Here is a 15,771-nt window from a genome sequence, read left to right as displayed (position 1 = left end):
AACCTAGTTGCCTCAGACGATCTCGAAGGCAACCGGCGTCGGTTTTTTCAGACGCGATTTCAGGCAATTATCCTTCCAAGGGTTTAACGTTCACTAAACTTTTGAGGGAATGCGACCAAAGATTGCGTGCTGCAACTTGACCTTTTGGAGAATGCTAAGGATTTTAGTCAATGCATTTATCTGAAATTAATTATGAGGTTAGCGTGGCCCAGCCTTTATTTTCTCTTGATGGCGCAAGCTTGATCACCCCACAGTCCGTCAGCAATACGACTGCGGCACAACCTACAAACGATATCAACGACTTACTTTTAACTGCAGAAGCCGAGTTCGCGCTTATCGCCAATATTGCAGCGCAACGTTTTGAAGCAGGCAAAAATCTTCCCGAAGCTGTCAAATGGCTGATCACCCAAATGCACGAGTTGCGCGCCAAGGCCGGTCCGGCGGTGTGGCAGAAGCTCATCCCTCTCATCCAGGCGCATCCTTCTGCCGAAATCATGCAGCAGTGCCCGTTCACCCGCTGGTCATTCGACAAGCCACGTGGATATTCTGGTGACGCAAGCCTGATCGACTTCATCTATGGCCATGAAGACGTGGCCGAAGAGGTGGCACGGTCCACGCCGCAGGGGCTGGAAATCTTCGAATACACGATCAATGCGCCGGGGCCGGTGGCCGTGCGGGAACGGCGCGATATCCTCACCCAGTATGTCGATCGTATAGCAACCGAGAAGGGGCCCGATACAGAAATTCTGACGGTCGCCGCCGGTCACCTGCGCGAAGCAGAAGCCTCGGAGGCCTTGAAGAATGACGGGATCAAGCGGTGGATTGCCCTAGATCAGGACCCGCTAAGCATCGCCACGATCGCCCGCCAATTCCAGAACACCTGCATCGAGCCGACCGAGGGATCCGTGCGCGGCCTGCTGGCCAATAAGTATCAGCTCGGTACGTTCGACCTGATCTATGCGGCCGGCCTCTACGACTACCTTGCGGACCGAGTGGCAATCCGCCTCACCGAAGTATGCCTGGACATGCTGAAGCCGGGCGGTGTCTTCCTTTTCGCCAACTTCTCCAATGAGATGGCGGACGACGGCTACATGGAATCCTACATGAACTGGGAACTGCTGCAGCGCTCGGAAGAGGAGATGTGGAAGATCGCCAAGCTCAGCAGCGACCCGTCAAAGGTCGAGGTCGACGTGTGGTGGGGTAGCAACCGCAACATCATCTACAGCACGATCCACAAGAAAGCGTGAATCGGCCGAGTGAGAGGCGCCTGGGGTCCAGATCCCAGGCACATTTTTTGGCGATCACCGCTATTGCAGCATCTCTTGGGCGAAGGCTTCGACCTTAAGCCGAGGGCGCTGTTTCCAGCTTCGGAACCGCATCGAGCAGCATCTGCGTATAGGCGTGGCGCGGCGCGCTGAAGACCTGCCTTGCAGTCCCCTCCTCCACGATCTCGCCATGCCGCATCACCACCACGCGGTCGCAAAGGTGATGCACGACCGACAAGTCATGACTGATGAACAGCAGCGTGATGTTGAGGTTGCGGCGTAGATCCATCAACAGGTTGATGACCTGCGCCTGGATCGAGACATCGAGCGAGGCGACCGGCTCGTCGCAGATGATGACCTCCGGCTGCATTGCGAGCGCTCTGGCAATGGCGATGCGCTGCCGTTGGCCGCCCGAGAACTGGTGCGGATAGCGATCGGCGAGTGCAGGATCGAAGGCAACGGCACGCAGCCACCGGTTCACATATTCCCGTGCGTTGGACCGCGTGCAGAAACCATGCGCAATCGGACCTTCGGCCACTGACTGAAAGATAGTTCGGCGCGGGTCGAGCGAGGCGAACGGATCCTGGAAGATCATCTGCACGTGGGTACCAAGCTTTCCAGTTGCCGAGCGCACCGGCATGCCGCCAATGGAAACGGTGCCGGAGGTCGGTGCATAGATGCCGCACAGGATGCGACCGAGGGTCGATTTGCCTGATCCCGATTCACCGACGAGCCCCAGGATCTCGCCGCGTTCGATCGTCAGATTGGCGGAAATGACCGCATGCACCGGGCTCGGCTGCTTCATCAAGCCCCAGCGAATAGCAAGGCTACGGAGCGCGCCGACCCGTGGCGAGAAGATCTTGTCGATCGCCTCGGCCTTCACGAACTCGGGATCGGCCGGGGCGCCGACGGCATCGCCGGCAAGGTTGCCGAGATCAACCGGCCCGGCGGCTTCCGTTGCGGCAGATGCGAGCGGCTGCCCAGGCGTCGAACGTGATGGCAAGGCATCCAGCAGACCTTGTGTATATAGATGCTTCGGATTGTGCAGCACCTCCCGCGCAGGGCCGGCCTCAACGATCTTGCCGCGCCGCATGACGGCAATGGTGTCGGCAATAGACGACACCGTCGCGAGATCGTGGCTCACCCAGATCAGCGACGTACCCATTTCCGCAACGAGCGCCTTCACCATGCGCAGGATTTCAGCCTGAATCGACACGTCGAGCGCGGTCGTTGGCTCGTCGGCGATCACCAACTGTGGCCGATGAAGGAGCGCAATCGCGATGGCCACACGCTGACGCATACCGCCAGAAAACTCATGCGGGTACTGGTCGACCTTGTTTTCCGGATCGACGATCTTAACCTTGGCCAGCGCCTCAACCGCCCGGCGGCGTACCTCCGCGTCCGATACATCTTCATGCGCGCGGATTGCCATGCCGATCTGGTCGATGATCCTGACAACCGGGTTCAGCGTCATCATCGGGTCCTGGAACACCATAGAGATGTCCTTGCCGCGAATCTTGCGCAGCTCCTTCTGGCTCAGCCCGACCAGTTCGCGTCCGTTGAAGCGGATCGAGCTTTCCGGCTGGATGCGACCGGTCTCGTCCAGCAGCCCGATCAGCGAGAAGCCGGTGATCGACTTGCCGGAGCCGGACTCGCCGACCAACCCCATGATCTCGCCGCGCTTCAGCGAAAAGGAAATGTCGTCAACCGATTTAACGGTACCCTTGTCGGTTTCGAAATAGGTCCGCAGGTTACGGACATCCAGAAGATGGGTCATTTGCGCAGCCTCGGATTGAGCTGATCTCGGATCTGGTCGCCAACCAGGTTGATCGCCATGATGAGGATGATCAGTGCCACGCCGGGGTAGATCGCAATCCAGTAGCGCCCCGACATGAGGTACTGGAAGCCGTTGGCGATCAGCATCCCGAGCGACGGCTCGGTCGGCGGAAGCCCGACGCCGAGGAAGGAAAGCGTCGCCTCAAGCGAAATGGCGGAGGCGACCTGCACTGTGGCGACCACAATGAGCGGCGGCAAGGAGTTGGGGAGGATATGGCGGGTGATGACGAACCAACCGCTCATCGGCACGGAAAGTGCGGCCTGCACATAGTCCTTCTGACGCTCCGCGGCAGCTGCGCCATGGGCCGTGCGCACGAAATACGCATACTGTGCGAAGACAAGTGCGAGGATGAGCTGCGGTTTGCCCTGGCCGAGAACAGCCGCCACCACGAATGCCAGCAGGATGGCCGGGAAGGATAGCTGGATGTCGACGATGCGCATGATGAGCTGCTCGATGCGGCCACCGACATAAGCAGCAAAACATCCCACCACTGCACCGATCGAGAAGGCGATCGCGCCGGCCATCAGACCCATCTGCAGTGAGATGCGCAGGCCATAGACAATGGCGGACAGCAGGTCACGACCCTGGCTATCGGTGCCGAGGAGGTGAACGATGCCCTTCGAGCTGACATAGCCTGGCGGACGGCGCGCGTCGCGCAGCACCAGCGACTTCAGGTCGTAAGGGTCTTGCGGCACGATGAACGGCGCGAAGACCGCTGCGAGGATGATGACCACCACCACCGCAAGGGCGGCGATCGCAACCTTATTGCGGCGGAACGTGTGCCAGAACTCGGCAAGCGGTGAGATGGATTTTACTGCGCGGGCTTCCGTGGCCATGTCAGCGCCTCCCATTCCGCAGGCGCGGATCGAGCGCCGCATAGGCGAGATCCACGCTAAGATTGATGATGACGAACAGCGCCGAGACAAGCATCAGGTAAGCGACCATGACGGGCCGGTCGAGCGAGGTGATGGAATCGACGATGAGCTTGCCAAGGCCCGGCCAACTAAAGATTGTCTCGGTAACAAGCGCAAAGGCGAGCGTCGAACCGAGTTCCAGGCCGAACACCGTCACAAGAGGAATAGAGATCAGCTTCAGCACATGCCGGCGCAGGATCGTCCATTCCGAAATGCCCGCGGCACGGGCGAATTTCACTGTGTCGGTCAGCATGACTTCACGCGTGCCGGATGCGGCCAGGCGACACATCATGGCGAGCTTGAACAGGGACAAATTGAGCGCCGGCAGGATCAGGTGCGACCAGCCGTCGAGTGTCAGGAACGAAAACGGTATGCCCAAAAGCTCCGCCGTCTCGCCACGCCCGCCCGCCGGCAGCACGCCGAACTGCACGGCAAACACCATGATCAGCATCAGGCCGATCCAGAATGTCGGCACCGAGAAACCGAGGATCGAAACGGCCATGATGATCTTAGCGAGCAGGCCGTCCGGCTTGTAGCCGGCGTAAACGCCAAGTGGAATTCCGACGACCGAAGCGAACAATACCGCGATCAACGTCAGTTCCAGCGTTGCAGGCAGACGCTGGGCGATCAGTGTCTCCACCGGCATGTTGAAGACGAAGGAACGCCCGAAGTCACCGGTCAGCAGCCGCTGCAGGAACTGGAGATATTGCTGCCACAACGGCAGGTCAAAGCCATACTGCTCGATGACGAGCTGGCGCATCTCCTGCGTCACGTCAGGCGATATCAGCACATCGACGGGATTGCCGATGACGTAAACCCCCATGAAGACGAGCATCGACATGATCAGCAGCACGAAGAGTGCCTGTATGAAACGGCGTAATATGAATGATGCCATGGCTGCCCCCGGATAGATCCTTGAAAGGGGGCAGCGCCCCCTGAAGTCTTAGTGCCAGCCGTGCTGGATTTCGTGGCGCGTTTCCTCAACGCCAACCCGCCAGATCTCCATCATGTCGGAGTCCGGCCGTTGGAAAACGCCATGGTAGTTGCCCTCGCTGATGCGTTCGCGCTTGCGCCCTGCATCGACCCGGCTCGTGGCGGCAAAATCGATCCGCTCCTTCTGGAAGTTCGGAACGGGTGCGCCTTCGAGGCGTGTCCACGGGAAGTTTTCCATCCAGCTTGCATGTGATGCCGCCGGATCAATCTCCAGCACCTTGGCCATGGTCTTCGGCGCGCGCCACCAGTCATGCAGCTTGACCGAGGTGTCGCGGTTGCGGTTCATCCATTCACCGATCAACGGATTGATCGGCGTGTTTCCGCCGTGGCCGTTGACGATCAGGATACGCCGGAAACCAGAGCGGTAGATGCTGTCGAGGATGTCTTCAAAGACGCTGATATAGGTGCGCAAGGAAAGCGTGATCGTGCCCGGAAAATCGGCAAATCCCGAAGCCATGCCATACGGCAAACAAGGGAAAACCGGCACGCCCAGCGGCTCGGCGGCCTCCACGGCCACGCGCTCTGCGAGGATCATGTCAGTAGCGAGACTCAGGTAAGCGTGCTGCTCGATCGAACCGACCGGCAGGACGCAACGGTCGTCCTCCTTTACCCGCTCCTCAACCTGGGCCCAGTGCATGTCCTGAATGCGCATTCTCTATCCTTCTCACTGCTGTGCCGCCACCTCCAGGACGCGTTTCGTCCCTTCCGCTCCCGGCGGCCAAAACTCCAATTTAGTTCTTTATGGATCGAAAAAGGCGATTGACGCAAGCCTTTTTGGCGGAATACAGTTCCATTCGAGATCAATATCGGTTTTCGCGGTGGATATCGTAATGGACGACGCAATGCGTCAGGCGCTGTTTGAAGGGCGAGCGGGACGGGAAGAACCGGCAACGTCGCCCGGCCCGAAGATCGACGCCATGATGCACGCGAAGCTTTGGGATAATCCCTGCTGGTTTTCGTTCCGGCTCAACTATCTGGCCCTTCATTTCAACAATCCGGTCTACGGCTACATCCAGCAGAACCTTGGTTTGCTGCGTCCTGAATTCGTGGTGCTGTGGTCGCTTTACCTTGGCGGCAGTTCCACGCTGACTGATGTTGTTCGGTCGTCGGGTTTTCCCAAGAACACGTTGAGCCGCGCCGCGAACAAGCTTTCCCGGCTGGAGATGATCGATCGCGAGATCGACCAGGACGACCAGCGGCGCGTTACGCTCGGCCTGACGGAGAAAGGTCGGGCGGCAGTGGAATCGGCCCGCGGGAAGATGATCGAGCACGAGCGCCGGATGCTGGAGTGCCTCAGTCCGGCTGAGCGGCTGAGCCTTTCCGAAATCCTGACAAAACTCGTCACGGCGTCAGCCGAGTGGCCACCGATGATCGAAGGCGAGGATACCGACGACGCGATTTGATCGCGTAGCACAACTTCCCGGCCATGGGCCGAGCGACAGAACCCAAAACACTCAACAAGAGAGGAACCTATGACGATGAAATCCATAATCCGTGCGGCCCTTGTGGCCACCATTCTGTCGTCGCCCGTCGCGGCACTCGCAGCCGACCTGGTGATCGCGACCAAGAATGGCCCTGCGTCCATGGACCCGCACTTCACGGCGACCTCGGCCAATGCCGAAGCCACCAAGCACGTTTTCGACACGCTGCTGCGGTCGGGCAACGACCTCGAAATCCTGCCCGGTCTGGCAACCAATTGGCAGGCGCTTGACGACACCACCTGGGAATTCAAGTTGCGCCAGGGCGTGAAGTTTCACGACGGCTCGGATTTCACCGCGCAGGACGTCAAGTTCTCGATCGAGCGTATCCCGAACGTCACCGGCCCGAACCCGTCCACCATCTATGTGCGCCGCGTGGCCAGCGTCGAGATCGTTGACGACTATACCATCCGCGTGAAGACGAACGGCGCGGCGCCGAACCTGCCGAACGACTTCGTTCGCCTGTTCATCGTGTCGCACAAGGCTGCGGCGGACTATTCGACGAAGGACACCTCGGCCGAAGGCTTCAACATGGGCAAGGCCACCATCGGTACCGGCCCCTACAAGTTTGTCAGCTGGGCACCGACACAGGACCTAGTGCTGGAGAAGTTCGACGGTTACTGGGACGGAGCCCAGCCTTGGGACAAGGTCATCCGCAAGGAGATCCCGAATGACGCGGCACGCGTTGCGCAGTTGAAGGCGGGCCAGGTCGATCTCATCGCCAAGGTTCCGGCAACCGACCTCGCCAGCATCGAGTCCGACTCCAAGCTTCAGGTGATCAAGAAGGAATCTGTCTACATTCCTTACCTGGAGTTCGACTTCCGCGAGAATTCCCCGCAGGTTTGGGACAATTCCGGCAAGAAGCTGGACAAGAACCCCTTCCTGGATCCTCGCGTCCGTGAAGCCTTCGACCTCGCGCTCGACCGCGAGACCATTGTGGAGTTCGCGCTCGAGGGGATGGGCGTCGTAGCAACCCAGCTCGTTGCCCCGAACATCTTCGGTTACAACAAGGCGATCCCTGCTCCGGCGTTCGATGTCGAAAAGGCTCAGAAGCTGATGGCTGAAGCCGGCTATCCGGAAGGCTTCAAGGTCGCGCTGAGCTACGCCAACGACCGCATGCCGACCGAGCTTGGTCCGACGGTGGCACAGCTTCTGGCCGCGATCAACGTCACGGTCGACGTCCAGGGCGTTCCGGCAGCCGTGTTCAACCCGGCCAAGACGCGTGGAGAGTATTCGCTCTACATGGCCTCCTGGGGCACGCTGACGGGCGAGTCGAACTACATGCTGTCGTCGCTGATGCACACCAATGACGCGGAGAAGTCGCTCGGCGCCTTCAACGTGCGCGGTTACTCGAACCCGCAGATGGACAAGCTGATCCAGGACGCCGCCGTCGAGATGGACGAAGCCAAGCGCCTTGCCCTGCTTGAGGAAGCCAACATGCTGGTTGCGACGGACCGTCCGGACCTGCCGCTGGCGACGAACCTGTCTGCCTGGGGTGCCAAGGCTGATAAGGTGACGTACAACCCGCGTTCTGATGAAGACACGCTGGCCATGGACGTCCAGCCCAAGAAGTAAGCGAAACATTACGAGGGCACCGGCAACACCCGGTGCCCTTCTCTTTTATCGGAGGATACCCATGACGAAATTCGCTCTTGCCATCCACGGCGGCTGTGGCGTGATGGCCAAGCTGGACCTCAGCGAGGCCGAATGGAATGCCGCCCGCAGCGACCTCGGGCGTGCACTCGAAGCCGGCTATGCTATCCTGGAGCGCGGCGGACGGGCCATCGATGCTGTCCAGGCTGCCGTTGTCGTCATGGAAGACAGTCCCCATTTCAACGCCGGCCATGGCGCAGCGCTGAACGAAAACGGCATCCATGAACTGGATGCCTCCATCATGGACGGCGAAACGCTCGCCGCCGGCGCCATCTGCGGCGCACGCCACATCCGCAATCCAATCATCGGCGCACGTGCCGTTCTCGAACACGGAGATGCGGTGCTGCTTGCTGGCCCCGCCGCCGACCGATTTGCCGAATCCAAAGGGCTCGCAGTCGAGGAGCAGGCTTATTTCACCACAGAGAAGCGCAAGCGGGCCCTCGCGGCGATGAAGGCGCATGTCGCCGCCGGTACGGCGGTCGCCGCCAGCGAGGCGGAAAAGCACGGCACGGTAGGCGCGGTCGCGCTCGACCAGCACGGCCATCTTGCCGCCGCCACCTCAACCGGCGGCTACAATAACAAGCCGGAGGGACGCGTGGGCGACAGTCCGATCATCGGCGCCGGCACTTACGCGCGTGATGGCGTCTGCGCCATCTCAGGCACGGGCAAGGGCGAGTTCTTCATCCGCCATGTCGTCGGCCACGAGATTGCGGCGCGCATGGCTTATCTCGGCGAGGACGTGAAGACAGCGTCAGCCAAGGTCATCATGGAAGACCTGAAGGTCCACAATATCGGTGCGGGCCTCGTTGCGGTTGGCGCTGATGGTTCTGTTGCCGCACCCTACAATACGGATGGCATGTTCCGCGGCTGGGTGACCGATGCCGGTGAGTTCCGCGTTGCTTCGCATGCGGAAGTCATGTCCTATCCGTGAGCCGTCGTCCCGGCCTCTACTGAGCGACGAGATGGCCTGCTGACACTTCACGATATTCCCGTCTCGTCGCGATATAATCGGCGGGACGGATCGGGCTCCTGAGCTCATCGCTCGCAACCATGCGCTTCTCCCGCCGACGATCCGGATCGGGGACGGGAACGGCAGCCATCAACTTCTTCGTGTATTCGTGTTGGGGGTTGCCGAACACTGCCGCACGCGGCCCGATCTCGACGATTTCCCCCAGATACATGACCGCCACGCGGTGGCTCACCCGCTCCACCACCGCCATGTCGTGGGAGATGAACAGGAAGGCGAGGTTGAGGCTCTGCTGCAGATCGAGCATGAGGTTGATGACCTGCGCCTTGATCGAAACATCGAGTGCTGAGACGCTTTCGTCCGCGACAATCACCTTGGGCTGCAGCGCAAGAGCGCGAGCGATGCAGATACGCTGACGCTGGCCGCCGGAGAACTCGTGCGGATAGCGGCTTGCCATGTCTGGCGTCAGCCCGACCTTGCGCAGCATGTCGGCGACTACCTCCTTAGCCTCCTTCGACGTTCCCATTCTGTGTTCAAGATAGGGCTCGGCGATCGCCTGGCCGACCGTCATGCGCGGGTTGAGGGACGCGAACGGATCCTGGAAGATCATCTGGACGGACTTGCGCATCTCCCGCATCTGCCGCTTGTCAAGCGCCAGCAGGTCACGGCCCTCGACGGTAACAGAGCCGGAGTCGGGCTCGATCAGCCGCATGATGGCGCGGCCCGTCGTGGACTTGCCGCAGCCGGATTCGCCAACCAAGGACAGCGTCTCACCGGCATAAAGGTCGAACGAGACATTCTCGACGGCATGAACGCGGCCGCTTAGGCGGCCGAACAGGCCCGAATGGATCTCGAACCGCTTGGTGAGGTTCTTCACCTCCAGGATTGGCTTATCTCTGGCAACCGTATCCGGCACCTCCACCGGCGTATCAGACTGGCCCGTCGCATTGTTGACGACCGGAAAACGCAACGGCCGCTCGTATTTCTGCATCGAGCCAAGAACCGGCACCGCTGACAGCAATGCACGCGTGTAGGGATGCCTGCCGCGGTGGAAGATGTCGGCTGTCGCCCCCGTTTCCACCTGCTCGCCCCGATACATGACAACCGTGCGGTCGGCAATTTCCGCCACCACCCCCATGTCGTGAGTAATGAAGAGGACCGAGGTCCCCTCCTCTTCCTGAAGGATCTTGATCAGGTCGAGGATCTGCCCCTGGATCGTTACGTCGAGCGCCGTTGTCGGTTCGTCCGCGATCAAGAGTTTCGGTTTCGATGCGAGCGCCATGGCGATCATCACGCGTTGGCGCATGCCGCCGGAGAACCGGTGCGGATATTCATCGAACCGCGACGCGGCAGAAGGGATGCGAACCTTGTCCAGGAGGCGGATGGTTTCAGCCCTCGCTTCCGCGGCGGACATCGGCTTGTGGCACAACAGCGCCTCGGAGATCTGGTCGCCGATGGTGAAGAGCGGATTGAGGCTCGTCATCGGCTCCTGGAAGATCATCGAGACCTCGTTGCCGCGCACCTTGCGCATCTCGTGCTCGGGAAGCGAAAGCAGGTCGCGGCCATCGAGGATGATCTTGCCTTCGATGCGGCTCGTTTCTTCCTGCAGCAGCCGCATGATGGACAGCGAGGTGACGCTCTTGCCGGATCCCGACTCCCCGACGATCGCCACGGTCTCTCCCGGCGCGACCGAGAAGGAAACGTTGCGAACCACCGGCTTCCATTCGCCGTCCACGTTGAACGAGGTGGTAAGGTTCTGGACGGACAGAACCGGGGCGATGTTCCTGGTTTCGATGTTTGTCATGATCGTTCCCTCGTTCCTGTGAGCCAGCTAAACGGCTCCCGCATTCGCCCTTTGGGCACCTTCCCCCCGCCGGGGAGAAGGGAAAAGCCTCAGTCTGGCCAGCGCAACAGGTTGTCGAAGCGGTGCCTGCTGCGGTTTTCAAGCGGCGTGGCGATGATCTCGTTGGAGGCACGCGCCTTGTCGAGTTCCTCCGAAAGGCGCGCCGCCACAATTTTCTCCTGGCCCGGATGCAGGTTGCAGGGGTCGAGATAGAAGTAGTTGTGCTCCACTTCGTGGTCGCGGACGATGACTGGCGGGTTGCCGCGGCCAAGTGCGGCCGCAAGATCCCAAGCGGTGATATGGGCTTCCGGGGGCGAGACGATCACGCGCAGGCGGTCGAGCGGGTTGTTGGTCGGATCCGGCTCGATCAGCGCGGTAATGCCCGGTCGGCCGTCGAGCGTTTCCTTCCAGAGGTTCAGGTAGCCGGTTTCGCGCTCTCGAATGCCGGTGTGATCGCGCGTCTCCCACGCTTCCAGCGCCGCCATGACGCCGTAGACGCTTTCCTTGCCGACCTTCATGCCGCGGCCGATGCCCATGTTCTGCAGGAAGGCATGGCGGACCAACTCCTTCTTGCCAGCAACGATGCCAGAAGTCGGGCCGCCAAGGAACTTGTGGCCGGAATAGAGCGCGATATCGGCACCCTGCGCCAGAAACAGCTTCAGATCGTACTCGGAAGCCGCATCAACGATGACCGGCACACCCTTGGCATGGGCGATCTCAACGAATTCGGCGAGATGCAGAAGCCCGTAATCAACCACATGATGGGAAACGACATAGACAGCCGCAGCCGTCTTCTCGGTAATGGCGTTTTCCATGTGGAAACGGTGCGTCGAGGTTGCCTGGCCGATGAGCACGACCTTGCCACCGCCAAGCCGGATCGCCTGGTCCACCGGCGCGCCGTAGCTCACCACATGGCCCATCTGAACGATGACTTCGTTTTTCTCAGGCGTCGCATCCGGCAGCTTTTCGATTGCCAGCAGGTTGTCTCCGGTGATTGCTCCCGCAACGGCAAGGCTGATGCCGGCTGAACAGGACGCCGTAACGAAACCTGCCTCGCCGCCGGTCAACCGCGCGATGACCGCGCTTGCCTTGCGCTGCAGGTCGTTGATCTCGACGAACTGCGGCAGGATCGCCGTCATCGCCTCGATCGCTTCGGGAACAACGATCGATGCGCCAAGGCTGGTCATCGTGCCGGAAACGTTGATGACCGGGCGAAGGCCGATCTTGGTGCGGATGTCATCGGACATTTTATCTCTCTCCAGATGCTGGCCGCCGTAGTTTGCCATCGACAGCTATGCCATAATAATGTAATAGGCTCCCAAATCAGATGAGGACCACCCTATTTGGACGCGAAGACTTCACCCGCTGTTTTCGACGAGGACGCTGGCGCTGCACAGGAAACCAGCGCGAAAGGCGCGCGCCGCTCTCGTGTGAGCGGCATCGATCGTGCGCTGCAGGTGATCGATCATCTCTACGAAACTGGTTCGCCAGCCGGCGCTTATGCGATCGCGAAGGCGATCAAGGCGCCGCTTTCGACCGTCTACGTCATCATCGACGACTTGGTCGAAAAGAACATGCTGGCCCGCGGCGCCGACGGTTCGATCTGGCTCGGTGCACGGCTCTACCATTACGGCCTCGCCTACGCCCGCTCGCTTGATTTCATGAGCGTTGCCACCCACGAAATGCACGACCTCTGCCGGAAAGCCGGCGAAACCGTCCAGCTCTGCGGCCGCGACGGCGACCATATGCTGGTGCTTGCCATGGCCGATGGTCCGAGCCACTTCCAGGTCGCGTCGCGCGTCGGTACCCGCGTGCCGCTCAACTGGACAGCGTCCGGACGGCTCCTGGTAGGACACCTGCCGGAGAGCGAGCGGATCGAGCTGTTCAAGCGCTGCGCCCGCACCTCCCCGACCGGCCGCGCGGAGATCGACGCGCGCACGCTTTCCGACTCCGCCGGCAAGGCCTTTGGAGAGCGCCTGTCCATCCAGGTTGCCGAGTCCGACTACGCGGTTGCCTGCATCGCCTCGCCGATCTGCGACCGTGACGGCCGTTGTGTTGCGACCATTTCCATCGTCCTTCCGGAACAGAAGGTTCTTTCCGACGAGAACCACTACACAGAGCACGTTCGCGCCTCCGCCGAGCAAATCGAAAAACTGATGGGCTGGCGCAACCACTGAGGTCATTGGTCAATCCCTAAGCGAGACGATCGCTTCGATCTCGACGGTAATGTTGCCCGGCAGCGAACCGAAGCCGACAGCAGATCGGGCATGCTGGCCCGCTTCGCCGAAGACTTCGATGAAGAGGTCCGAGCAGCCGTTGATGACGCTCGGGTGATCCCGGAAGTCGGGAACGGCGTTGACCATTCCCAAGAGCTTCACCACGCGTTTCACTCGTGAAAGGTCGCCGAGTGCCTCATGCATCACGGCCAGCAGGTTGATGCCGACAAGGCGCGCGTGTTGATAAGCGAGAGCAACATCCACTTCGCCCCCCACCTTCCCGGCATGAAGGTACCCGTCCGCCTCGCGCGGCCCTTGGCCGGAAAGGTAGAGCATGTTGCCTTCAAGCACATGCGTCACGAAATTGGCGATCGGCGGCGGCGAAGGTGGCAGCGCGATTCCGAGTGCCGCCAACCGGTCGTAGGGCGCAGTTGCCGTGGGAGCGGCCTTTGCTGGAGACGTCGTCACGTAAACTCCTGTCATGCGATTTTCATGAGATTACCGATCACCGCCACGACAGGCCGTGGCTGTGACGGACGAGCCGGCGGGCACGCGGGATGTAGCGGCTGGAAGCTACCGCCTCCGATCCCATGATCGCGTAGCGGGGCTCGAACAGCTTCTGCAGGCGCGAGACGTCGCCGTTCGAATCGGTCGCCTCCAGATCGGCATCAACGAGGTCGAAGATCGTGAAATCGGCGCGTTCGCCAACCGAAAGCCGGTTCTCCATCGAAAGCTTGATGACGTCCGCCGGATTATGCGTCACAGCTTGAACCACCTTGTCGAAGGGCATGCCGACCGACATCAGCTTTGACATCGTGGTCGCCAGATCCCAGACCGGGAAGTTCATCGAGTGACCGTGCAAATCGGTCGAGATCGAATGCGGCAACAGCCCGCGCGAAATCGCAGCTTCCGCCACCTTGAAGGAGAAAGACGCTCCGCCGTGGCCGATGTCGAGCCGCACACCTTCGGCAGCACAACGTTCGGCGAGGTTGAACAGGTCCTCGTCTTCCATGATGGAGGAGCCAGCCTTGCCGTTGAAGCAGTGCGTGACGACGTCGCCGGGGCCGAGAATTTCCAGGACTTCATCATACAGCGCCGGCGGTTCGCCGACATGCACCATCATCGGAACCTTGAGGATCTTGGCGATCTTCTTGCCGAGCTTGACCGGCGTCACACCCCAAGAGCCGGTGATGACATGGCTCGCGCGAACCTTGATGCCGACGATATGCTCCTTGTTCTCGGCATAGCACTCCAAGATACGGTCTAGATCGATGTCGCGGATATCACGGAGCTCGGCGACGCGATTGCAGGCGACGAGACCAATCGAACCGAGATTGAGGAAGGCCTTGATGCGCTCCTTCGACGGCTCGATGATGTACTCGCGAAAACCGTGGAAGTTCGCCTCACCCGCGGAGCCGGCATCGACCAGCGTGGTGACGCCCCGCTCGGCGCCACATTCGGACGGGCGGATGGAGATGTCGGTGCCGCCATGCCAGATGTGGACATGCAGGTCGACCCAACCGGGCGAGATCCAGGCGCCCTTGCCGTCGACGCGTTCCGCATCGGCGGGAGCGGCAAGCTGAGAGCCGATCGCGGCGATCTTACCGTCGGAGCCGACGAGAATGTCCGTCGCTGCATCCGGCACACTCTGCCGGAACGCCATCGGTTTCACATTGGTGATGAGGAGCGGCTTGGCCGCTTTTTCACCGTTCATTCAAAGATCCTTTCGCAGTCTGGGATCGAGCATATCTCTCAAACCATCGCCGACCATTTGCAGCGACAGCACGGATAAGATGATGGCGAAGCCCGGGAAGTAGGTCATCCAGTCGGCCTGGCCGATATATTGGCGGCCGGCGGAGATCATTGTGCCCCAGGTCGGGATTTCGGGGCTCACGCCGAGGCCAAGGAAGGAAAGGCCGGCTTCGGCGAGCATCGCACTGGCGAACAGGAACGTGCCTTGCACCAGGATCGGCGAGACGAGGTTGCGCAGCACGTGTCGCGTCATGATGTGGAAGGTCGAGATCCCGAGCGCCTTCGCCGCTTCCACATAGGGCAGTTCCCGAATGACGAGCGTCGAAGCACGGACGATCCGCGCGAGGCGTGGCGAATAGACGATCGACAGTGCCACGATGACGGTCGTCAGCGACGGACCGAGTGCAGCGACCAGCGCGATCGCAAGCAGGATGTCCGGGAAAGCCATCATCGCGTCGATCAGGCGCGCGATCGGCGTGTCGAGCCGCTGGAAGAAACCAGCGAGTAGTCCCATCGTCACTCCGATGACGGCCGAAAGAGCGACAACTGCGGCGCCGACCAGCAGCGACAGTCGCCCAGCGTAAATGGTGCGGCTAAAAACATCGCGGCCGAACTCGTCGGTCCCGAACCAGAACAGTTCGCTCGGCGGCTTGAGTCGATTGACGATCGAAAGCTTCGTTGGCGAATAGGGTGCAATCCACGGCGCCAGAACAGCCAGCAACACGAAGATCGTCAGAACGATCAAGCCGGCGGCAACGGTCTTGCGCTTCAGCAAGCGCCGCAAGAAACGGCTCCGTTCGCTCACTTCCGGCTTCTGGGCGGTGGTCGCGATATCAGCCATCGTCGCGCACCC

At 60.8% G+C, this 15,771-nt stretch carries 14 protein-coding genes; 5 read left to right on the top strand and 9 right to left on the bottom strand.

Features of this window, described 5'->3' with window-relative positions; all coding sequences use genetic code 11:
* The first annotated feature begins 203 nt into the window (after window positions 1–203).
* Window positions 204–1,247, top strand: a complete 1,044-nt coding sequence (locus CYG48_RS21195) for a class I SAM-dependent methyltransferase (RefSeq protein WP_118852639.1) — start codon at window positions 204–206, stop codon at window positions 1,245–1,247.
* Window positions 1,248–1,341: 94 nt separating this feature from the next.
* On the opposite strand, the gene CYG48_RS21190 is transcribed toward CYG48_RS21195, so the two are convergent.
* The 4 genes from CYG48_RS21190 to CYG48_RS21175 are packed head-to-tail and all read right to left on the bottom strand — an operon-like array spanning window position 1,342 to window position 5,661.
* Window positions 1,342–3,042, bottom strand: coding sequence for a dipeptide ABC transporter ATP-binding protein (locus tag CYG48_RS21190; RefSeq protein WP_118852638.1), 1,701 nt, complete (start codon window positions 3,040–3,042; stop codon window positions 1,342–1,344).
* Window positions 3,039–3,938 carry an ABC transporter permease gene (locus CYG48_RS21185; RefSeq protein WP_118852637.1) on the bottom strand — a complete coding sequence of 300 codons (900 nt, stop codon included), beginning with the start codon at window positions 3,936–3,938 and terminating at the stop codon, window positions 3,039–3,041. Before CYG48_RS21185 ends, CYG48_RS21190 begins: the two co-directional genes overlap by 4 nt.
* A 1-nt stretch (window position 3,939) precedes the next feature.
* The gene (locus tag CYG48_RS21180) at window positions 3,940–4,911 is read right to left on the bottom strand and encodes an ABC transporter permease (RefSeq protein ID WP_118852636.1); all 972 of its coding nucleotides are present in this window, start codon (window positions 4,909–4,911) and stop codon (window positions 3,940–3,942) included.
* Between the two features lie 48 nt (window positions 4,912–4,959).
* Window positions 4,960–5,661, bottom strand: coding sequence for a creatininase family protein (locus tag CYG48_RS21175; protein ID WP_118852635.1), 702 nt, complete (start codon window positions 5,659–5,661; stop codon window positions 4,960–4,962).
* 178 nt (window positions 5,662–5,839) lie between these two features.
* Here CYG48_RS21175 and CYG48_RS21170 point away from each other — a divergent pair, with 178 nt between their 5' ends.
* The 3 genes from CYG48_RS21170 to CYG48_RS21160 all read left to right on the top strand — a co-directional run bounded on the left by CYG48_RS21170 (window position 5,840) and on the right by CYG48_RS21160 (window position 9,071).
* Window positions 5,840–6,412, top strand: a complete 573-nt coding sequence (locus tag CYG48_RS21170) for a MarR family winged helix-turn-helix transcriptional regulator (protein WP_199925320.1) — start codon at window positions 5,840–5,842, stop codon at window positions 6,410–6,412.
* A 75-nt stretch (window positions 6,413–6,487) separates the two neighbouring features.
* Window positions 6,488–8,062, top strand: a complete 1,575-nt coding sequence (locus tag CYG48_RS21165; RefSeq protein WP_245450564.1) for an ABC transporter substrate-binding protein — start codon at window positions 6,488–6,490, stop codon at window positions 8,060–8,062.
* 61 nt (window positions 8,063–8,123) lie between these two features.
* A complete protein-coding gene (locus tag CYG48_RS21160; RefSeq protein ID WP_118852632.1) occupies window positions 8,124–9,071 on the top strand; it encodes an isoaspartyl peptidase/L-asparaginase family protein in 948 nt (315 codons plus the stop codon).
* A gap of 16 nt (window positions 9,072–9,087) precedes the next feature.
* On the opposite strand, the gene CYG48_RS21155 is transcribed toward CYG48_RS21160, so the two are convergent.
* Both CYG48_RS21155 and CYG48_RS21150 read right to left on the bottom strand, forming a co-directional pair.
* Window positions 9,088–10,911: an ABC transporter ATP-binding protein gene (locus tag CYG48_RS21155; protein WP_118852631.1), complete on the bottom strand. Its 1,824-nt coding sequence runs from the start codon at window positions 10,909–10,911 to the stop codon at window positions 9,088–9,090.
* Window positions 10,912–11,000: 89 nt separating this feature from the next.
* Window positions 11,001–12,197 carry an aminotransferase class V-fold PLP-dependent enzyme gene (locus CYG48_RS21150; RefSeq protein ID WP_118852630.1) on the bottom strand — a complete coding sequence of 399 codons (1,197 nt, stop codon included), beginning with the start codon at window positions 12,195–12,197 and terminating at the stop codon, window positions 11,001–11,003.
* A 96-nt stretch (window positions 12,198–12,293) separates the two neighbouring features.
* Here CYG48_RS21150 and CYG48_RS21145 point away from each other — a divergent pair, with 96 nt between their 5' ends.
* Window positions 12,294–13,127 (top strand): IclR family transcriptional regulator, encoded by an 834-nt coding sequence (locus CYG48_RS21145; RefSeq protein WP_118852629.1) that lies wholly within the window; start codon window positions 12,294–12,296, stop codon window positions 13,125–13,127.
* A gap of 9 nt (window positions 13,128–13,136) precedes the next feature.
* On the opposite strand, the gene CYG48_RS21140 is transcribed toward CYG48_RS21145, so the two are convergent.
* The 3 genes from CYG48_RS21140 to CYG48_RS21130 are packed head-to-tail and all read right to left on the bottom strand — an operon-like array spanning window position 13,137 to window position 15,759.
* Entirely contained in the window at window positions 13,137–13,649 is a 513-nt protein-coding gene (locus CYG48_RS21140) for a RidA family protein (RefSeq protein ID WP_118852628.1), read from the bottom strand.
* A gap of 22 nt (window positions 13,650–13,671) precedes the next feature.
* A complete protein-coding gene (locus CYG48_RS21135; RefSeq protein ID WP_118852627.1) occupies window positions 13,672–14,880 on the bottom strand; it encodes an amidohydrolase/deacetylase family metallohydrolase in 1,209 nt (402 codons plus the stop codon).
* The gene (locus CYG48_RS21130) at window positions 14,881–15,759 is read right to left on the bottom strand and encodes an ABC transporter permease (protein ID WP_118852626.1); all 879 of its coding nucleotides are present in this window, start codon (window positions 15,757–15,759) and stop codon (window positions 14,881–14,883) included.
* Between the last annotated feature and the right edge of the window lie 12 nt (window positions 15,760–15,771).

Origin of the sequence: Neorhizobium sp. SOG26 (assembly GCF_003491345.1) — a bacterium.
GTDB classification, from domain to species: Bacteria; Pseudomonadota; Alphaproteobacteria; order Rhizobiales; family Rhizobiaceae; genus Neorhizobium; species Neorhizobium turbinariae.
Note: the sequence above shows the minus strand (reverse complement) of the source record. Positions and strands in the feature narration are given on the sequence as shown.

What these genes read in the sequence shown, in the direction of transcription:
- CYG48_RS21185 (WP_118852637.1), bottom strand. Translation starts at nt 3,938, where the DNA reads ATGGCCACGGAAGCCCGCGCAGTAAAATCCATCTCACCGCTTGCCGAG.
- CYG48_RS21175 (WP_118852635.1), bottom strand. Translation starts at nt 5,661, where the DNA reads ATGCGCATTCAGGACATGCACTGGGCCCAGGTTGAGGAGCGGGTAAAG.
- CYG48_RS21160 (WP_118852632.1), top strand. Translation starts at nt 8,124, where the DNA reads ATGACGAAATTCGCTCTTGCCATCCACGGCGGCTGTGGCGTGATGGCC.
- CYG48_RS21155 (WP_118852631.1), bottom strand. Translation starts at nt 10,911, where the DNA reads ATGACAAACATCGAAACCAGGAACATCGCCCCGGTTCTGTCCGTCCAG.
- CYG48_RS21165 (WP_245450564.1), top strand. Translation starts at nt 6,488, where the DNA reads ATGAAATCCATAATCCGTGCGGCCCTTGTGGCCACCATTCTGTCGTCG.
- CYG48_RS21150 (WP_118852630.1), bottom strand. Translation starts at nt 12,197, where the DNA reads ATGTCCGATGACATCCGCACCAAGATCGGCCTTCGCCCGGTCATCAAC.
- CYG48_RS21135 (WP_118852627.1), bottom strand. Translation starts at nt 14,880, where the DNA reads ATGAACGGTGAAAAAGCGGCCAAGCCGCTCCTCATCACCAATGTGAAA.
- CYG48_RS21180 (WP_118852636.1), bottom strand. Translation starts at nt 4,911, where the DNA reads ATGGCATCATTCATATTACGCCGTTTCATACAGGCACTCTTCGTGCTG.
- CYG48_RS21140 (WP_118852628.1), bottom strand. Translation starts at nt 13,649, where the DNA reads ATGACAGGAGTTTACGTGACGACGTCTCCAGCAAAGGCCGCTCCCACG.
- CYG48_RS21130 (WP_118852626.1), bottom strand. Translation starts at nt 15,759, where the DNA reads ATGGCTGATATCGCGACCACCGCCCAGAAGCCGGAAGTGAGCGAACGG.
- CYG48_RS21170 (WP_199925320.1), top strand. Translation starts at nt 5,840, where the DNA reads ATGGACGACGCAATGCGTCAGGCGCTGTTTGAAGGGCGAGCGGGACGG.
- CYG48_RS21190 (WP_118852638.1), bottom strand. Translation starts at nt 3,042, where the DNA reads ATGACCCATCTTCTGGATGTCCGTAACCTGCGGACCTATTTCGAAACC.